The following is a 16,798-nucleotide window of genomic DNA, read 5'->3' on the forward strand; positions in this document are numbered from 1 at the left end:
AAGGTAAGAATTTCAGTTCTTAAAGCCTTTAAAATAAACTGTTTTTCCTTTTAAAATCTGGACTAACATAAGGAATAAGGCATTTTTATTGGTAATGCAATATTTTATAAATGGATTGACAGAACTTGCGGAATTACTTTATATTGCGGTTTGTAAAATAAATTATTTGATATATGTTTCGGTATTGGCTTTTAATAATAATTACTATTGTTTTCACTTCCTGTGGTTCTACCTCAAAAGAAAAGATCAATGTAGTTGGTCCTGAAAACAATGATTTAGTGCAGTGGTTGGAAGGCGAAGGTTTTGCTTTAGCTTTCCATTCTGACATTAGCTCTGCCTTAGAAGTAATGGAAAATGAAGCCAGCTTATTGGTGCTTTCAGGAGATTATCCGCATAAACGAGTAGCAATACCTGAAGATTTTTTTACTGTCACTAAGGAGAAAAACATTAAATTTTACCTTGAGTTTCCAGAAGACTTTGAGGGGCTTGAGAGTAATGGTGAAGTAATGAAGACCAGACTTGAACGAGCCGTAGTGGTGAGTGATCAATTTGGCACCAAATTAAGTCCTATGAAAATACTAGGCATTAACGACTGCCATGTTATATCCTCGGAAGTAAGTGACCCTTTGTTGGTAGTCGCTAAAGTGGCCGGTCTTGATAGCGCTGTTTATGGATTGGAAGGAGTTCCAGCATATCCGCTGCTGTTCAAAAAAGACCAAGGGTTTGTAGGACTAAGTAAGTTGTCTGGTTTTGCTAAAGGGAGGTTTGGCCCTGAAGCACACTGGAAAGTCATGTGGTCTCATATTATTACTGAACTTACTGGAAATAAATCCTTTAGTTTTGATTCATGGCCTCGTTTACTTGAACCATCCTTCAGTGCTACTGCTGAATTGGACAGGGAAGATAAAATGAATAGCGTTAAAAATGGAGTGGATTGGTTTGAAAAAGGAAAATTTTATATAGCAAAAGATTGGAAAGATTATTGGATCAAATACCAAGGTGATGGTACCAATCCCATTGGTCCTCCAGTGCCTGCAAACTATCCGGTTGGAGATGGGTCTGAGGGTTTGTTGGAAGGTCATTCCTCCAATATCTTTTATGATGGTAGTCAACAATACAGGTATTGGATCAGAGCGGATGTTCAGGGAGAAGCAGCCTATGCATTAGCAGCAGCAGCCAACCTATTGGAAGAGCCTGCTTATAATGTTCCGGCAGAAAATTTGATTGCGTTTTTATTTAGAGAAAATCTTCGTGGAGGCCCACGTAGTGAGCCGGATTCAGCCGCCTTTGGATTAATAGGTTGGTCCAATACTCATCCTTATGTGTATTATGGAGATGACAATGCCAGAGCAATATTAGGGGTTGTGGGTGCAATGGCGCACATGGGAAAAGAGGATTGGAATGAAGAGATGGTAGAAGCAATTTTGGCGAACTTTAGGACAACAGGGATATATGGTTTTAGAAGCAATCGATTAAACAATACCAATCTTCACAATTTGGGATGGAAACACTACTGGAATCAAGAAACCATTAATCCAGCCCCTCATTTTGAATCCTGGATGTGGGCCATTTATTTGTGGTTGTATGACAAAACTGGATACGAACCATTGCTGACCAAAGCAAAAACAGCGATTGAAATTACCATGGACAACTACCCAGAGGAATGGCTTTGGACCAATGGTATTCAACAAGAACGTGCAAGAATGATTTTGCCATTGGCTTGGTTAGTAAAAGTGGAGGATACACCAGAACATAGGGAATGGCTGGACCGAATAGTGAGCAAGCTTTTAGAAAATCAAGTAGAAAGTGGTGCGATTAGAGAAGAGTTGGGTGGAGAAGATAAGGGAAGATATGGTCGAACCTCTTCCAATCAGGAATACGGTCTACATGAGGCTCCTTTGATATTTGAGAACGGTGATCCCATAGCGGACATGTTGTATACCAGTAATTTCGCCTTTTTTAGCTTAAATGAAGCTGCCCATGCGACCAATAATCCGGAATACTTTGCCGCATTGGAGAAATTATCCGATTTTATGACGAGAATACAGGTTAAGAGTGAGGCAATTAAAGACCTTGATGGTGCTTGGTTTAGAGCTTTTGATTACGACCGTTGGGAATACTGGGCATCAAATGCTGATGCCGGTTGGGGTGCTTGGGGAACCTTGACTGGATGGACTCAAAGCTGGATTGTGGCCACTCAGGTGTTGGTTTTACAGGACAAAAGTTATTGGGAGTTAACAAGTAAATCATCTATCTCTGATACCTTCGATGAGAAATCATCTTTGATGCTAGAAGAATACAAATAAGTTACTGCTTGTTAGGCTGCTTTTAATGATGAATTGAGCCTGACTTGAACCCGAAATATGCAATAGACATTCTATTTCGTGCTGAAATCGCTTCAAAATCAGCCACTTCGTTGCTGTTTTCAATTTCACCATAGCGGTGCTATGCTAAAATCTCCAAACAGCCCGATTGTCTTGCGATTGCAACACTTCCCGTAAACACGGGACAGGCTTCATCCCTGACAGTCAGGGCGGAGAAATTCTATTAAATAATCCGGGTTGAATGTGTAAAAATAAGGTTAGGTCCTGGTTCTTATACCCCATCACAAAATACTATGGGATGGTTATGGAACACTAGTGAATGTGAATTAGCATGCTATAGAGGGTGAGTCTATGTAGCTAAGGAGGCAGCACCTACTAAAAAAATGATACGAAACGATTATGGAGGTATTGTTGTGTTTTTTTAACAATACCTCCAAGATCAAATTAGAGCCTCTTGACTTTTATATTTCGAAAAAAGACCTTGTCTCCATGATCCGTTATCAAAATATGGCCTTCTTTTAGCTCTCCATAGTTTTTGTCGTCCTTAAATTTGTTTTCTGATTTTTTCTTCAGATAGTCTTTATTACCACGAGTGTAACTCAATAATTTTTTTCCATTTAACCAATGGCTCACTTTCTTTCCTTTGGCTATAATTTTGCCTTGATTCCAACTTCCAGCAGGCTTTAGTTGTTTGTTTTTAGGCGGATAGAATAGGTAGGCAGCTCCAGTAGAAGTTGAACCATTGGGATCGTCTTTCACACCTTTATAATTATAATCATCAATAATCTGATATTCGGGGCCATTGATCATCATTTTCCCAGTTTTCTCATTGTAGATGGTATCTACAAAGTACTTGATGCCGCTATTGGCATTTTCGGTCAGATTAAATTCGAAAACCAGCTCAAAATCGCCGTATTTTTCTTTAGTAATGATGTCTCCCCCACCTTTACCGTCCATAAATAGGGTGCCACCATCTATTTTCCAGCCTTTCATGGCTGAGGATGGATTGTTTTTTGATTGCCATTTATCTAAAGAGCTCCCATCGAATAGTATCTCGTAATTTGTTGACTGAGCCAATAATTCCTGAGAGGAGAAAGCGCCAGCTAAGAGTATTATTGCGATTAATCGGATGTAATTTTTGAAATTTACCATAATATTATAGGTGGGATTACCGGGTTATTTTTTTCTTTGAATTGCTAATTTTGAAGCAAGTTCATCAAATGCTGTTAGAATCTGTTCTTCTAATCCTGGTTTCCATTTATTAGGCAATCCATAAACCATTTGAGAAGTATGTCCTTCGTATCCACCTTCTTTTAGTATAACTTCTGTTGGGATATAACTCATTACATCATTGGTGTAGGTCATTACAAAGACATCCGGGCCAAACATTTGTTTAAGTCTATTGGCATAGCCTACAGTTACTTCACCTCCCATAGTGAAGATTGGTTGCTCACCAATTTTAATGATTTGAACTGGGAAAGGGTAGGAGGAGGGTAGCTTATTTCCAGCTTCTATTTCTCCTAGCATTCGTTGTGCCCACCTCTTCAGGTAGCCACTCTCCTCATTGATCATTTTATTGAGTTCTTCCTTACTAAGAGGGTCTTCTATATCAAGGTCTATTTCTTTATAGGCACTTCCTAGCTCTGAACCCAATGGCATCATGTCTTCAGATAAAACCCTCTCTACAGTGGCAGCCAGTACTGTGCCATACTGTTTAGCTAAAGGTAGGGTTCTTCTTGGTAATGGATTTTGATCACCCCCAGCACCTTGGAAAAACATGGCCATAACACCTGGGTAATTTTTCTCAACTACCTCCTGGGCATATCCCGGATAATCTCCAGACCATTGATAGCCACTTAAGACAGTAGGATGACAGGCATAACCAAAAAGGACCGTAGTAATTTGATCATTTTCATCTGTTACTTTTATAACGGGCACAGCATGGTCCATTGGTCCATTCAAATCCGTAGACAAATGAACTTCACTTTCCTTATTGTTTCTTCTATTTACTTGAAATCTTGCCGTTCCATTATTTGAATAAAGCTTTGAAGGACGTAATTTAGAAAGAGCTTTGCCTATGCTTACTACTATATCCCCTTGCAGTTTATCTGTGTAATCTTCTACATCTTTTCGTTGCTGAGGATTCATTGGGTAGATATCAAACAAGGATTTTCCAAGTACAGGTGCAGAGTGGGTATGACTACTGTTCAGCGCAATTTGGGACTTTTCTAGCCCATATTTCTTTTTTGCTGCCTCGCGAATCCCATCAGATAGGTTCTTAGGCAAGCCAAGAAGATCCGAAGTAACAATTACTGTTTGGTTTCCTTTCGCATCTTCTAAGGCTAAAACTTTTACCCAAAGGTCACCGTACTTTCCTTCTGCTGTATGATCTCTATGGCCATATCCAGCCATCCATAATGCTTGGCTGGGTGTTATGTTGATTTTATCTGTTCCCGTTTTCCAGCCAATTGACTTTTGAGAAAAGCCTTGATAACTGATAGATAAAAACAATAACAGACAAGTGGAAAATATAACCTGTTGGTGAGATAAAATGAAGCTTTTCATGAGCTGATGTATACGTTAGTGGGATGCTTATTTTATGTTTAAAGTCCAGTCAATTGCATTTTTCAACAATTGGGTAAAATTGGGGTGGGTAAAGTCTGTAGGGAAACCCAGAGAAGTATAAAACACCTTTGACTTACCTGATTTTCTGGTATAGGCGATAGGCATGGTTTTCCCATCGGACTCACCGCTTAATATTAATTTTGCTTTACTGTCAAGACTATTTCCCATTAAATAAAGGTTGCCTTGACTTATCCATTTTCCTTCTGGGATTCCTTTCAATAATTTTTTACCTGCTTTTTGTTCGGTGATTACCTGAGTAGCTTCTTTTGCTGCTCCATAACCCATGTTTTCATGGCCGATTACTTCTGGTACAAATTCCCACCAGTCTTCATAGCCAGAGGGGATTTTTCCATCTTTGACCGAAAAAGCATGGTTGGCAGTTCTGATACCAAGAACAGGTTTTCCTGCTGCAATATGGTTTTTAATAAGTTGCATTTGGTCAGAGGAAAGGGCTACCCTACGCAAGAAAAACACCAGTAGATCAGTGTCTACTATGCTTTCTAATCCAGGCAATTTAAAAGCATTTCTTTCTCCTTCACCGAGAATTACATTGGTTTCGAAACCGCTTTCCTTTGCAAGTTTCATTGCAAAGTAAGGAATGGTAAGGTCAGCCTCGTAATTGTCAGGATCCTTGCTGATGAGAAAGGTTATTTTTTTGTTCTTTTCCTCCTCCTTAACTATTCTTTTTTTTTTAATGACTTTACCGTACACCTTAAGTTGGTAATCTTTATAGGTAGTGTACCTTCCTGTCAACCACATTACCACTTCTTTATTGTCATCAGCCAAAACTATGGGTCTGATATTGTCTTCTTTTGAGTTAAAAGTTACAGGAGTGAATTTCCAAGGACTTTCTTCATTCAGTCTTTCACCTCTGAATATCTCATATCTTCTTTCACCATCTACAAGTAATGGATCACCAGTTACTGGATGTACATCCCCTGAAAAGTAAAGGATGTTTTTATCTTTTGGGTTCAAGCTAATAAGACCTGTATATTCATTTTCACTAGGATACAAACGGCTACCAGCATAGGCGATTTCATCTTCGATCCATTCTCCATTTGACCATCTAGCATAATGGTACCTGTGGTCAAAACCACCTTTTTCGACATTAAACCTTTCACCTCTTGTAATAGGGTCCTTGGTGACAGAGAAAACAAAATAAGGTTGTCCGTTTTCATCCAATTGAATATCACTTGTCCATCCTATGTCTTCACGGGTATCAAAATCACCGTCAAATACCATAGTGAAATCTGAAGGCTTAAATTTGCTGTTTTCTGTAGTACTTAATGGTCCTACCAATGTTCCATCAGACCTATAAGCATTGCCATTCTCCACATAACCATGGTAAATATTATTGTTCATATGTCTTGGATGTCCATCTGTGGTAATAAAATGGATGCGAGTTTTTCCATCTGAAGCATACCTTAGATAGGACCTTCCCGGAAATTCGAATAGTCTCCCCCCAAAAGTCCAGCTATCTCCATAGTCTTTGGAGACCATATAATGCGGATTGTTGCCATTGCCTCTAAAGAAATTATAGGTAAGGTCGGCATCTTCAAGGTAATAGGTATTCGAGTAACAAACCTTTCCGTTGGCAGCAAAGGCAGCCTCTTCTGTCCATTTGCTTATGTCATAGGGGTTGGTCGTTGTTCTGTACCTTACGAATTCATCGATGGTATGTCCACCATAGACCGTTAGAAGTTTTCCATCAGGTCTAAGCATTAATGAGCCAACATTGTGGTCATCTGCAGGAAGTGAACCTTCCGTTAATACCGTGGTTTTAGAACTGTAATCATCCAGATTCCATTCACTGACAGTGTTATAACCTTTGGACGTGACTCCAGTAAAAACCACTTTGTTATCAATCAAAAGTGCCCGTTCATCCTGAAACCAACACCAGCTTCCATCTTCTACAATTTTGAATGGTTGGAAAGGGTCAATGTCTTTTCCTACCGAATTTTGGGAAAAGGCATTGTTGAACTGAAACAGTGCAATAATAATTGTAAAAAAGAGCTTCTTAGAATTGGTGATCATTTTAATAAATTGGATTGAGGGATAAATCTTTCTTCTACCCAATTTAAGATAAGGTTTTCAATCTTACATCAAAAAAATTATAAAATTTAAAAATACGTAGATTATCGGTTGATTAACGTTACCAATTTTTATTTTTAGTGGTGAATTTCTTCAGTTTCAGGTTCAAAAACATCAACACTACCTTTTTCATTTATATTAACCAATGTCACATTTTTTAATTCATTAATTAAAAGCGGATCATATTTGGCACTTACTCTAATGTAGTTTTCTGTAAAACCGTGCATTTTACCATCTTCCACATCTCCTTCAAATAGAACGGTATACGTTTTACCTAGATTTTCTTCATAAAAAGCCCTTTTTTTCTTTTCAGAAAGAATTCTGAGCATTTTTGAGCGTTTATTCCTTGTTTTCATTGGGACAACCTCATCCATCTCGGCAGCCCGGGTGTTGGCTCTTTCAGAGTAAGTAAATACATGTAGGTAAGAAATGGGAAGTTCTTTAAGGAACTCGTAAGTCTCAAGGAACAATTCTTCAGTTTCCCCAGGAAAACCTACGATCACGTCTACACCTATACAACAGTGAGGCATCAAGCCTTTAATTTTGCTAACCCGGTCTTCATAAAGTTCTCTCAGGTAGCGGCGCCCCATTTTCCTTAAAATGGTATTGCTTCCAGACTGTAGAGGAACATGGAAGTGGGGTACAAAGTGTTTGGATTGGGCCACAAATGTGATGGCCTCATTGGTTAGTAAATTTGGTTCTATAGAGGAAATACGGAATCGGTCAATTCCTGATACCTTATCTAGAGCCTGAATCAGATCTATAAACTTTTCCTTTCTTTTACCATTGTGGATACCGAAGTCTCCTATATTAACCCCTGTTATTACTATTTCCTTTACTTCGGTAGCTGCAATCTCATTGGCGGCAGCCACTATATTAATAATGGTGTCGCTTCTGCTTTTTCCTCTTGCCAAAGGAATTGTGCAAAAAGCACAGCCGTAATTGCATCCATCCTGAACCTTTAAAAAAGTACGGGTTCGATCATGTATGCTATAGGCATTGTTAAATTCTTCCGCTTCTGCTATTGATGAAGCATAGACCTTAGCTTCCTGACCAGCAGCAAAATCATCTAGCAATTCTATTAATCGGAATTTTTCTGCGGCTCCTAATACAGCATCAACGCCAGGGATAGTGGCAATCTCCTGAGGTTTGAGTTGGGCATAGCATCCTATAATAGCAATAAAACCATTTGGGGATATTTTTTTAGCCTCCTTTACGATTTTCTTGCATTTCTTATCGGCATTTTCAGTAACCGAACAAGTGTTGACAATAAAAATGTCAGGGGTTTCCTCAAACCCCACCTTTTTATAGCCCTTTTTTTCAAACATGCGGCTGATGGTAGAGGTCTCTGCATAATTTAATTTGCAACCGAGGGTATAGAATGCTACTTTTTTCAAACTTTTAACTTCTTTATATTCTGGGGCAAATTTAGTGAATATCATTGAGTTTTCCATTTTTGCAATAAAATTGACTAATTCGAAAAAAAACGCGGGTTCTGATGGATATTTTAGGTGTGTTTGTTGTCAAAACTGTAAAAATCACGGAAATGGCCTTTAAAAATCACCATAATTGAAAAAAAACCATTTATTTTTCTAATTTTGTAATTAGTTTTTAAACCATAAACTATTCAAATGGCAACATTAAGACAAAAAGCGTTAATGAAAGTGCAAGGCAGAGCTAAGTTAACTGCAGTGGCACCTTCTTTAAAAATTTCTGATTATTTCGGTTCTCAGGTATTTGGCTTAAAAGAGATGCAGGAAACCTTAGCTAGTCCTGTTTTCAAAAAAGTCAAAACTGCGATTGAAAAGGGAACAAAAATAGATATGTCCACTGCTGATGAAATCGCAACTGCAGTAAAAGGATGGGCCATGTCCAAAGGTGCAACGCACTATACTCACTGGTTTCAACCATTAACAGGATCAACAGCTGAAAAGCACGATACTTTTTTCGATGCATTGGCAGGAATGGAGAGATTTAAAGGTAGCACATTGGTTCAACAAGAGCCTGATGCATCTTCTTTTCCTAATGGTGGTATAAGAACTACTTTCGAAGCACGTGGATACACTGCTTGGGATCCTAGTTCACCAATATTTATTTTCGACCAAACGCTTTGTATACCAACTATATTTGTTTCTTATACTGGCGAAGCACTTGATTTTAAAACACCTCTTATCAGATCTACCGAGGCAATTAATGCCGCTGCAGTAGAAATCTGTCAGTATTTTGACAGAAATGTAAAGAAGGTGAATCCTTCTTTGGGGGTTGAACAAGAATATTTTGTTGTAGATAGAGCACTATATGCAACACGTCCAGATCTAGTAATGGCTGGAAGAACCGTTTTCGGACACAATCCAGCTAGAGGTCAGCAATTGGATGATCATTATTTCGGCTCTATACCTTCTAGGGTTAAGGAGTATATGAAAGACTTTGAAATTGAAGCTTTGAAATTAGGTATTCCTGTTTCTACGCGTCACAACGAAGTTGCCCCAGGACAGTTTGAAGTTGCTCCTTTATTTGAGGACATCAATAAAGCTACTGACCACAACCTATTGTTGATGGAGGTTATGGAAAAAGTGGCTGAAAAGCATGGTCTTAAAGTGCTATTCCATGAGAAGCCATTTGCAGGGCTTAATGGTAGTGGTAAGCACAACAACTGGTCTTTAATCACAGACACAGGAGTTAACCTTTTTCAGCCAAGTAATTCAGCGAGAGAAAATCTTCAGTTCTTGTGCTTCTTGGTAGCTACTATCAAAGCAGTATATGTAAATGCAGATTTACTTAGAGCAAGTATTGCCTCAGCTGGTAATGATTTCAGATTAGGAGCAAATGAAGCACCTCCTGCGATTATCTCTATTTTCTTGGGAAGTACATTGACTGAGATTCTTGACGAATTGGAGAAAAATGGCAACTTGAAAATAGAAAAAGGGGACAACATGTATATGAAATTGGGGATTTCTAAAATTCCTGAAATCATTCTTGACAATACCGATAGAAATAGAACTTCTCCTTTTGCCTTTACAGGAAATAAATTTGAATTTAGGGCAGTAGGATCCACTGCAAACCCTGCAGGTCCAATGACTGCGCTTAATGTAATCGTTGCTGATATCCTTATGGATATGAAACGAGATATCGATAAGGAAATTAGTGGTGGTAAAGAAAAGAAACTTGCCATTGTTAATGTACTTAGAAAATATATTAAGGAAAGTAAAAAAGTTCGATTCGAAGGTGATGGCTATTCTGAAGAATGGGCACAAGAAGCTGAGAAAAGAGGACTTTCTAACCTTAAGAGCACTGCTCATGCCTTGGATGTTCTTATTTCTAAGCAAGTAACAGATCTTTACAAAAAACACAATGTGTTGAACGAAAGAGAGCTACATGCAAGACATGAAATCAGATTGGAGAATTATATAATGAAAGTTCAAATTGAATCACGTGTTATGGGTGATTTGGCTTTGAACCACATTATTCCAACAGCTATTTTATACCAAAACAAGCTTATTGCAAATGCAAACGGTTTGAAAGGTTTAGGTTTGGACCATTCTGCAGCTATTGAGACAATTGAAGAAATCTCTAAACATATTGAATCACTCAAATCTGATGTGGGAAATATGGTTGAAGCTAGGAAGCGTGTAAATAAAGAAGAAGACATTACTGCTAAAGCCAAGCTTTATAGTGATGACGTAAAAGACGCCTACTTCGATAAAATCAGATATGCAGTAGACAAACTTGAATTACTAGTGGACGACGAATCTTGGCCATTGGTGAAATACAGAGAGATGCTCTTTCTGAAATAAAAATTAAGAAAATAAAAAGCCCGATTGTATCGGGCTTTTTTTATGTCTTTAGATTATTGCATTTTTATCTATTACAAGGTAGGTACTAATTCACTTCAAAGTAGTTCAACCCGAAATATGCAATGGACATTCTATTACGTGCTGAAATCGCCTTAAAATACCCAATCCTTGCTGTTTTCAATTTCACCATAGCGGTGCTAAGCTAAAATCTCCAAACAGCCGATTTTCTTGCGATTGCAACACTTCCCGTAAACACGGGACAGGCATCACCCCTGACCTTGTCAGGGCGGAGGAATTCTATTACATAATCCGGTTTTAAGAAGGCAATAATATTGTAATCAAATTATTAGCTTATTACAATATTATTGGAAGGCAAAGCGTAGGATTTAGAACAAAATTAATACAGGTACATGGGGATGTACCAAGAAATAAATTTGTCATCAAGTTTTGGAAGACAATCTTTATTTTGATCTATTCTCAGTTTTCTTTGTATGTGGGTGGCCAAAGCTTTAAAATCTATACCATGATCTTTCGGATCATTTTCGCTAATGAAATAAAGATCTCTGATATCACCCTGGATATCTATGTATACCCTCGCCTGAATTTTTATATTTCTAAAAAGGGTTTGGGTGTCCTCATCAAAATAACCTGATATATGCTGGAAGTTTAATTCTCTACTAAGACTCGTTGTTGAACATTCGAGGCTCATGCCTTCTGTGTCAATTCTGGTGAAGTCCTTAGCAAATGGTTTTACAACGTAAGCATTATTGGTTTTCAAGAATTGGTACTCACTATTTATTTGGCCCTTTACAAACAAAGGGCAAGTCATAAAGCTGAAGGTCAGGAATATAAATGAAAACCTATTCATATATTAGTCTCTTTAATTTTCAAAGTTCGTAAATAAAACGATCAAGAAACAAAAGCCAATGTATAATCGGTGATAGGGGTTTTTAAATGGTAGAATTCTTTAATATTCTATTAATGCTTTTATAACCTGATTTTCAGGATTGGTTAGGTGAGGAAATTTTTCTTTGGTCTGCGAAAAGAGGAACTTATCCGTAGTGTAACTATGGGTAGGGAATTGCTTTTTCTCTAAAGTTTGAATGACATATATAAAATCCTCTTTGGTTGCATTCCTACTGCACAGCAGGGTCAATTCTTTGGCATGAATGGATGGGTGATGAAAGGACAATTGATCTTTAAATAGCCCAACCAAAATGTATTTACCACCATGAGCTACATAATAAGGACCTGATTCCATTGCGGTTTTATTGCCAGTGGCATCAAATACAGCTGTAAAGCTATTTTTGTATTGTTCTTTTAAGCTTGTATCCATTTCCTTGGCATTTATGGTATGCTTGGCTTTAAATTCATTTTGAGCTAGACCTAACCTCCAGGAATTGATGTCTAATGCAGTAACTTCCGCTCCGGCAAGCTGAGCAAATACCATTATGGCCAAGCCAATAGGTCCGCAGCCCATTATCAATACTTTGTCTCCTTTTTTCAATCCAACTCTTCTTACTGAATGGGCAGCTACAGATAAAGGTTCTACAATGGCCATTTCATCCCAACTTAGCTGTGGGGTAGGTATTAGAATAGATGCAGGCAGAGCCATATATTCCTGCATGGCCCCATCGGTATGTACACCCAGCACTTTAAGTTTTTCGCAGCAATTGGTCTTTCCTGAACTACAGGCGCTACAATGCCCACAATGTAGGTAGGGGATGACTACCACAGGATCATTTGGCTGCAAGGCTGATCCATTGGGTTCTTCTACCTGGGCTGCTATTTCATGCCCAAGGATTCTTGGATAAGTAAAAAAAGCCTGATTACCAGCAAAGGCATGTAAATCAGTTCCACAAACACCTAGTTTTCTAATGCTAACCAATACTTCCCCCTTTTGAGGTTGTGGTATTTTAGCTTCTTTATATACAAACAAACCCGGATGATCACAGCTAATTACTTTCATATGTTGAATGAATTTTTAGGTTTGCAAGGAGTGAAAAAAGCAGGAATTAAGCAACGGATAATGGTATTTTACTTAAAGAAATGGCACAATGCTTATTCTGAAGGTTTGTCGATTTCTGTATTGTTTGATTTTTTTATAAATACCATTGGTTCTTTAAACTTGCTTGATATGATATCCATCAGGTATTTCAAGTCGGGGTAGTCATTTGCGTCAATAATATGGTTTTTAACCGATATTATGGAATTCACTATGGCTGTGTTCTTCATTACATTAACATTAAAATTGAAGGAGACAGCTCCGCTTGGGAGGGTCATGGAGGCATTTTCCGGAAAATCATCTAGTACATATCCTTCAGGAATTTCGATTTTAGTTGCATACCTGTCAGTGAAAATATAATTGAAATCTACTGGGAATACACGGCTTGCTCTAACAAAAGGATTGGGTTCCCAGCGCAATAACTGAAAAGGAGTTATGTATAGGTTTTTACCTGAATCTAGTTCTTTGGTAGCTGTGTAATTAATTAATAATCCATTCTCTTTTTTATCGTTTTCCGTAATAGAAATGGTTTGTATTACTTCTGGGTTATCTGATTTGGGCAATAGTTTAGTTTGGAAGACATCGTTCGATTCGTTTATTTCGTTAAAAAGGCCAGAATTCAAGATGTAATCAAAATCCATTACTTTTATTGTCGACTCTCTTTTTATGGAATTTTTTCCTAGCTCTAAATTAGAAAAAACATTGTATCCGGAGGAATGGGGGATTTTAATGTCCATAAGCCCACTGTTTTCTTCTATCATCAGAAAGCCTTGATAAACAAGAAAATCAGAGGGTAGAAAGCCAAAGGGAATATCTGAATTGGTTGCATCCAAATAATAAACTTTATTGCCTATTAATGAAACGGCGATTAGATGATTAAATTGATCTATAAATGGAAATGGTACCAGATTGGATCGTCCATTACCTTTGCTACTTATAAGTAATGGATAAGCTAGAATCCCATAATGTCTTAGGTGGGCAATTAGTGATAAATTTATTTCTGACCTGCTGCCATTTTTGCTTGAGATTGTTTCATTAAGCTTTTTAGTGGGTACAATGGAGGATAAGCCGCTAAATTTGTATTGGGAGGTTACATGCTTGTAAATATTGTTTGCAAGTTGAAGCGTATCTAACTCATTGCTGTTAATGTCGGTAATTTCAGCTTGCTTCTTTTTAGGTTCTAAGTAGCTTTTAAATTCAGTCCGATTTGTGAAATATTCTGCTAAATCCTGCCAGGATTGGAATAATTGCTCGTATTTATTTAAATCTGTACCATAGCCATCCATTTCCCTGAACTCATACCCATCTAACTGGAAATCGATTTTCTCCAAATAGTCTTTGTAATGTGCCATATAAGGCTCAGTCTTGAATGCATTCAGGTTTTCTAGCTCCCAGCGATAATTGCCTTTTGTTTTGGTTTGATAATTATGGGTAATGGTCTTAAGCCCCTGAGTCAAATTTTTATACCTCAAAAAAGATGGGAAGGTGATATCATAAATTGATTTTAGAGTGGGGATCTCATTTTGAAATACCCAGCCTTCCAGTGAAACGATGGATTTATCCGTTTTTTCATAAGAAAAGTCAATAATAGACCCAATTTGCACACCGGGGAAGGTAAACCTTATTTCTTTCCAGCCATCACCAGCATCTACCTCGTAAAAATCACCTTTGGATAATTTTTCAATTTGAATTTCTCCATTTATTAAGTTAATCGTTTGTGCTTTAATCTTAAAGAGATCTTGAATATTGTCGTCTCCTTTAAAGTACCTTAAGGTGACGTTTGCTTGTTCTTTGCCACTTTCTTTAAGTATTTTAATTCTCCGGTGTATCTTGCTTCCCAGCACAATGCCAGAGAATAAATTGTAGCAGGATTCCTGCAATACCACGGCATCTGCTTCAGGGTCAAATGAGACTTCATTGAAGTTAAATTCAAAGTCATTGTACTTCCCAAAACGCATTTCTTGGGAAAATAAAAATAGTGGAGATAATGCCAAAATAATGAATGATACTATAATTCTTGAAAAAACCATATGCTCATTGTTTAGTGAGAATTAATTCTCCATTTAATGTTTCATTTATAGCTATTAATAGTGCTTTTTGTTCTTCGCTAGAAAGTGAAATAGCGTCTTTAACTTTTATGTGCTTTTTAATTAATATATTTTCTTCATCGATCGCTATCGCCAGATTTATATCAAATTTTTCTTTATTGATGGTAATGTTTTTAGGAATGGATTCCACATCTAAAGCACGGTGTTTTTTTATCGAAATTTCCTCAACATAGTTGCCAGTCGGGGCTTCCATATTGATTTTCCAATTGAACCAAGACATTGGGATGAAAACGCGTTTATTCGTATTTCTAAAGTACCTTAAGACAACACCGGAAAAGTTTATTTCTGTAGCTATTTCTTTCCAGTTAATAATTTTATTTAAGCTTAGCTCATTTATTAGTAATCCATTGACCCCTATTTGTTCATTGAAAATGGTATTGATTTCTTTCTCTTTTTTATCAAAAGTTTTCATAATTACGGTTTCTGCCGGAAACCCTTGCTGTAGCAATGAGCCTTCAATTTTTGCATTACCATCTTCCATTAACATTATCGAAGTAATGATTTTTGTTGTGTTGAAGTCAGGATCAGAATAGGAGGGAGTATGGTCAATTTTTCCTCCTTCGGGGGTTATAACCAATACTTTTCGGTTTTTGGTGAATGCACCTAAAAACCCGGCAGGAAGGTGATTGGAAGTACATTCAAGCCAGTAGCGATTTTTGCCGGAATTTATTCGAAGGATGGCATGGTTAAACTGATTGGAGGGAAAATCCTCATCAAAGGAGGTGTCCTTCCCTGCATTCACTAAGGTATAATCAGCACTTATACCTACCTCAGAAAGCATGGCCTTCATGAATAAGGTTAAACCTTTGCAATCCCCATATTTCTTTGACAACACTTCAGCACTTTCCATAGGCCGCCAGCCACCAATCCCCAACTGAATGCTGACATAGCGATAGTTGTTTTGCAGGTACTTGTATAGGATTTGAATTTTCTCAATGTCTGAACCTGCATCCTTAACCATTAGCTTAACTTCCTGTTTGAATTCTTCGGGTAAGTTTGTCCTTTCTTTATTAAGTTGGTAAAACCATAACCCAAAATTCTCCCAGGTATCCATACTAGCCTCAAATCCATCTATACCAAACTTTACTGGTGCGAGCTTTATTTTGGTTAACTCAGTATCCTTGGCGTCAGTAGTAGATGGTGGGTGGTTGTCTGTAGTCCAAAGAAGGGTTTGGGTTTCAGTATCTGACGACTCATTAAAGTCGCCCTCGAAAAGTTGTGTTTTGTACCGAATTCCTAATGCCTTAGGATAGTTAACTTCTAAACTGGCCTGCTCAACCTTTTGATGATGAAAGTTTTGAGGGTTCCAACTCGGGAAATAAAAATTGCCTGATTTTTTTATACGGGCGGTCATCTCTACCCTTATGGGATAGGAGGATGCTTCCGGAGTAAAATACATTACTTCTAAATCTTGATAAATACTTCCGTTATCAATCAGTGCTCTTTTTTCAAGGTCTTTAGTTTTATATTTTTTTATGGTTTTGCCATTATTTGGGTTTACTACCTTAACTTCAAAATTATCTAAGCTTGTGAATTGATCTATAATAAAATGCTGCGATGCGTGTGACAATCCTTTTGAATCATAAATCGTAGTTACTTGATTTATTTCCAACTCATAAGAATAATCTTCCAATAAGGTGATTTTACTTTGCTTTTTTAAATTAGAATATACGGGTATAGATATATTTTCCCTATTTAAATTAATAGGAATAGAAGATAAACTTAAAAAAATATATAAAAATAATGCGCTAAACATTTACTGTTTTTATCTGCTTCCATTGAATGTAATTATTTATTTTAATAAATAAAAAAAAACATCAATTGATTTACTAGTTGGTTTTTTTGAATCCT

At 37.4% G+C, this 16,798-nt stretch carries 10 protein-coding genes; 2 read left to right on the top strand and 8 right to left on the bottom strand.

The features are described 5' to 3' along the window. Positions 1-173 precede the first annotated feature (173 nt). Positions 174-2,306 carry a hypothetical protein gene (locus AC13EX_RS19365; protein ID WP_482893957.1) on the top strand — a complete coding sequence of 711 codons (2,133 nt, stop codon included), beginning with the start codon at positions 174-176 and terminating at the stop codon, positions 2,304-2,306. 462 nt (positions 2,307-2,768) lie between these two features. Here the strand turns inward: AC13EX_RS19365 and AC13EX_RS19370 are convergent, their stop codons facing one another. The 4 genes from AC13EX_RS19370 to mtaB form a co-directional block, all read right to left on the bottom strand. After that, the gene (locus tag AC13EX_RS19370; protein ID WP_048642788.1) at positions 2,769-3,476 is read right to left on the bottom strand and encodes a 3-keto-disaccharide hydrolase; all 708 of its coding nucleotides are present in this window, start codon (positions 3,474-3,476) and stop codon (positions 2,769-2,771) included. Between the two features lie 24 nt (positions 3,477-3,500). Further along, positions 3,501-4,889, bottom strand: a complete 1,389-nt coding sequence (locus AC13EX_RS19375) for a neutral/alkaline non-lysosomal ceramidase N-terminal domain-containing protein (protein WP_339717630.1) — start codon at positions 4,887-4,889, stop codon at positions 3,501-3,503. Between the two features lie 27 nt (positions 4,890-4,916). Next, positions 4,917-6,983 (bottom strand): BNR-4 repeat-containing protein, encoded by a 2,067-nt coding sequence (locus AC13EX_RS19380; protein WP_482893958.1) that lies wholly within the window; start codon positions 6,981-6,983, stop codon positions 4,917-4,919. Between the two features lie 134 nt (positions 6,984-7,117). After that, the gene (gene mtaB / locus AC13EX_RS19385; RefSeq protein ID WP_482893974.1) at positions 7,118-8,437 is read right to left on the bottom strand and encodes a tRNA (N(6)-L-threonylcarbamoyladenosine(37)-C(2))-methylthiotransferase MtaB; all 1,320 of its coding nucleotides are present in this window, start codon (positions 8,435-8,437) and stop codon (positions 7,118-7,120) included. Positions 8,438-8,671: 234 nt separating this feature from the next. Between mtaB and AC13EX_RS19390 the strand changes: the two genes are divergently transcribed. Next, positions 8,672-10,834 (top strand): glutamine synthetase III family protein, encoded by a 2,163-nt coding sequence (locus tag AC13EX_RS19390; protein WP_482893959.1) that lies wholly within the window; start codon positions 8,672-8,674, stop codon positions 10,832-10,834. Between the two features lie 397 nt (positions 10,835-11,231). On the opposite strand, the gene AC13EX_RS19395 is transcribed toward AC13EX_RS19390, so the two are convergent. From AC13EX_RS19395 to AC13EX_RS19410, 4 genes are all read right to left on the bottom strand, one after another. Further along, the gene (locus tag AC13EX_RS19395; protein ID WP_048642792.1) at positions 11,232-11,702 is read right to left on the bottom strand and encodes a hypothetical protein; all 471 of its coding nucleotides are present in this window, start codon (positions 11,700-11,702) and stop codon (positions 11,232-11,234) included. A 99-nt stretch (positions 11,703-11,801) separates the two neighbouring features. Continuing rightward, complete coding sequence (locus tag AC13EX_RS19400) at positions 11,802-12,803, bottom strand: zinc-binding alcohol dehydrogenase family protein (RefSeq protein WP_482893960.1); 1,002 nt, start codon at positions 12,801-12,803, stop codon at positions 11,802-11,804. A 92-nt stretch (positions 12,804-12,895) separates the two neighbouring features. Continuing rightward, entirely contained in the window at positions 12,896-14,869 is a 1,974-nt protein-coding gene (locus AC13EX_RS19405) for a DUF3857 domain-containing protein (protein WP_482893961.1), read from the bottom strand. Between the two features lie 4 nt (positions 14,870-14,873). Beyond that, positions 14,874-16,580, bottom strand: coding sequence for a DUF3857 domain-containing transglutaminase family protein (locus AC13EX_RS19410; RefSeq protein ID WP_482893962.1), 1,707 nt, complete (start codon positions 16,578-16,580; stop codon positions 14,874-14,876). Positions 16,581-16,798: the final 218 nt, after the last annotated feature.

The sequence above is a fragment of the Cyclobacterium sp. L-R genome (assembly GCF_056859355.1).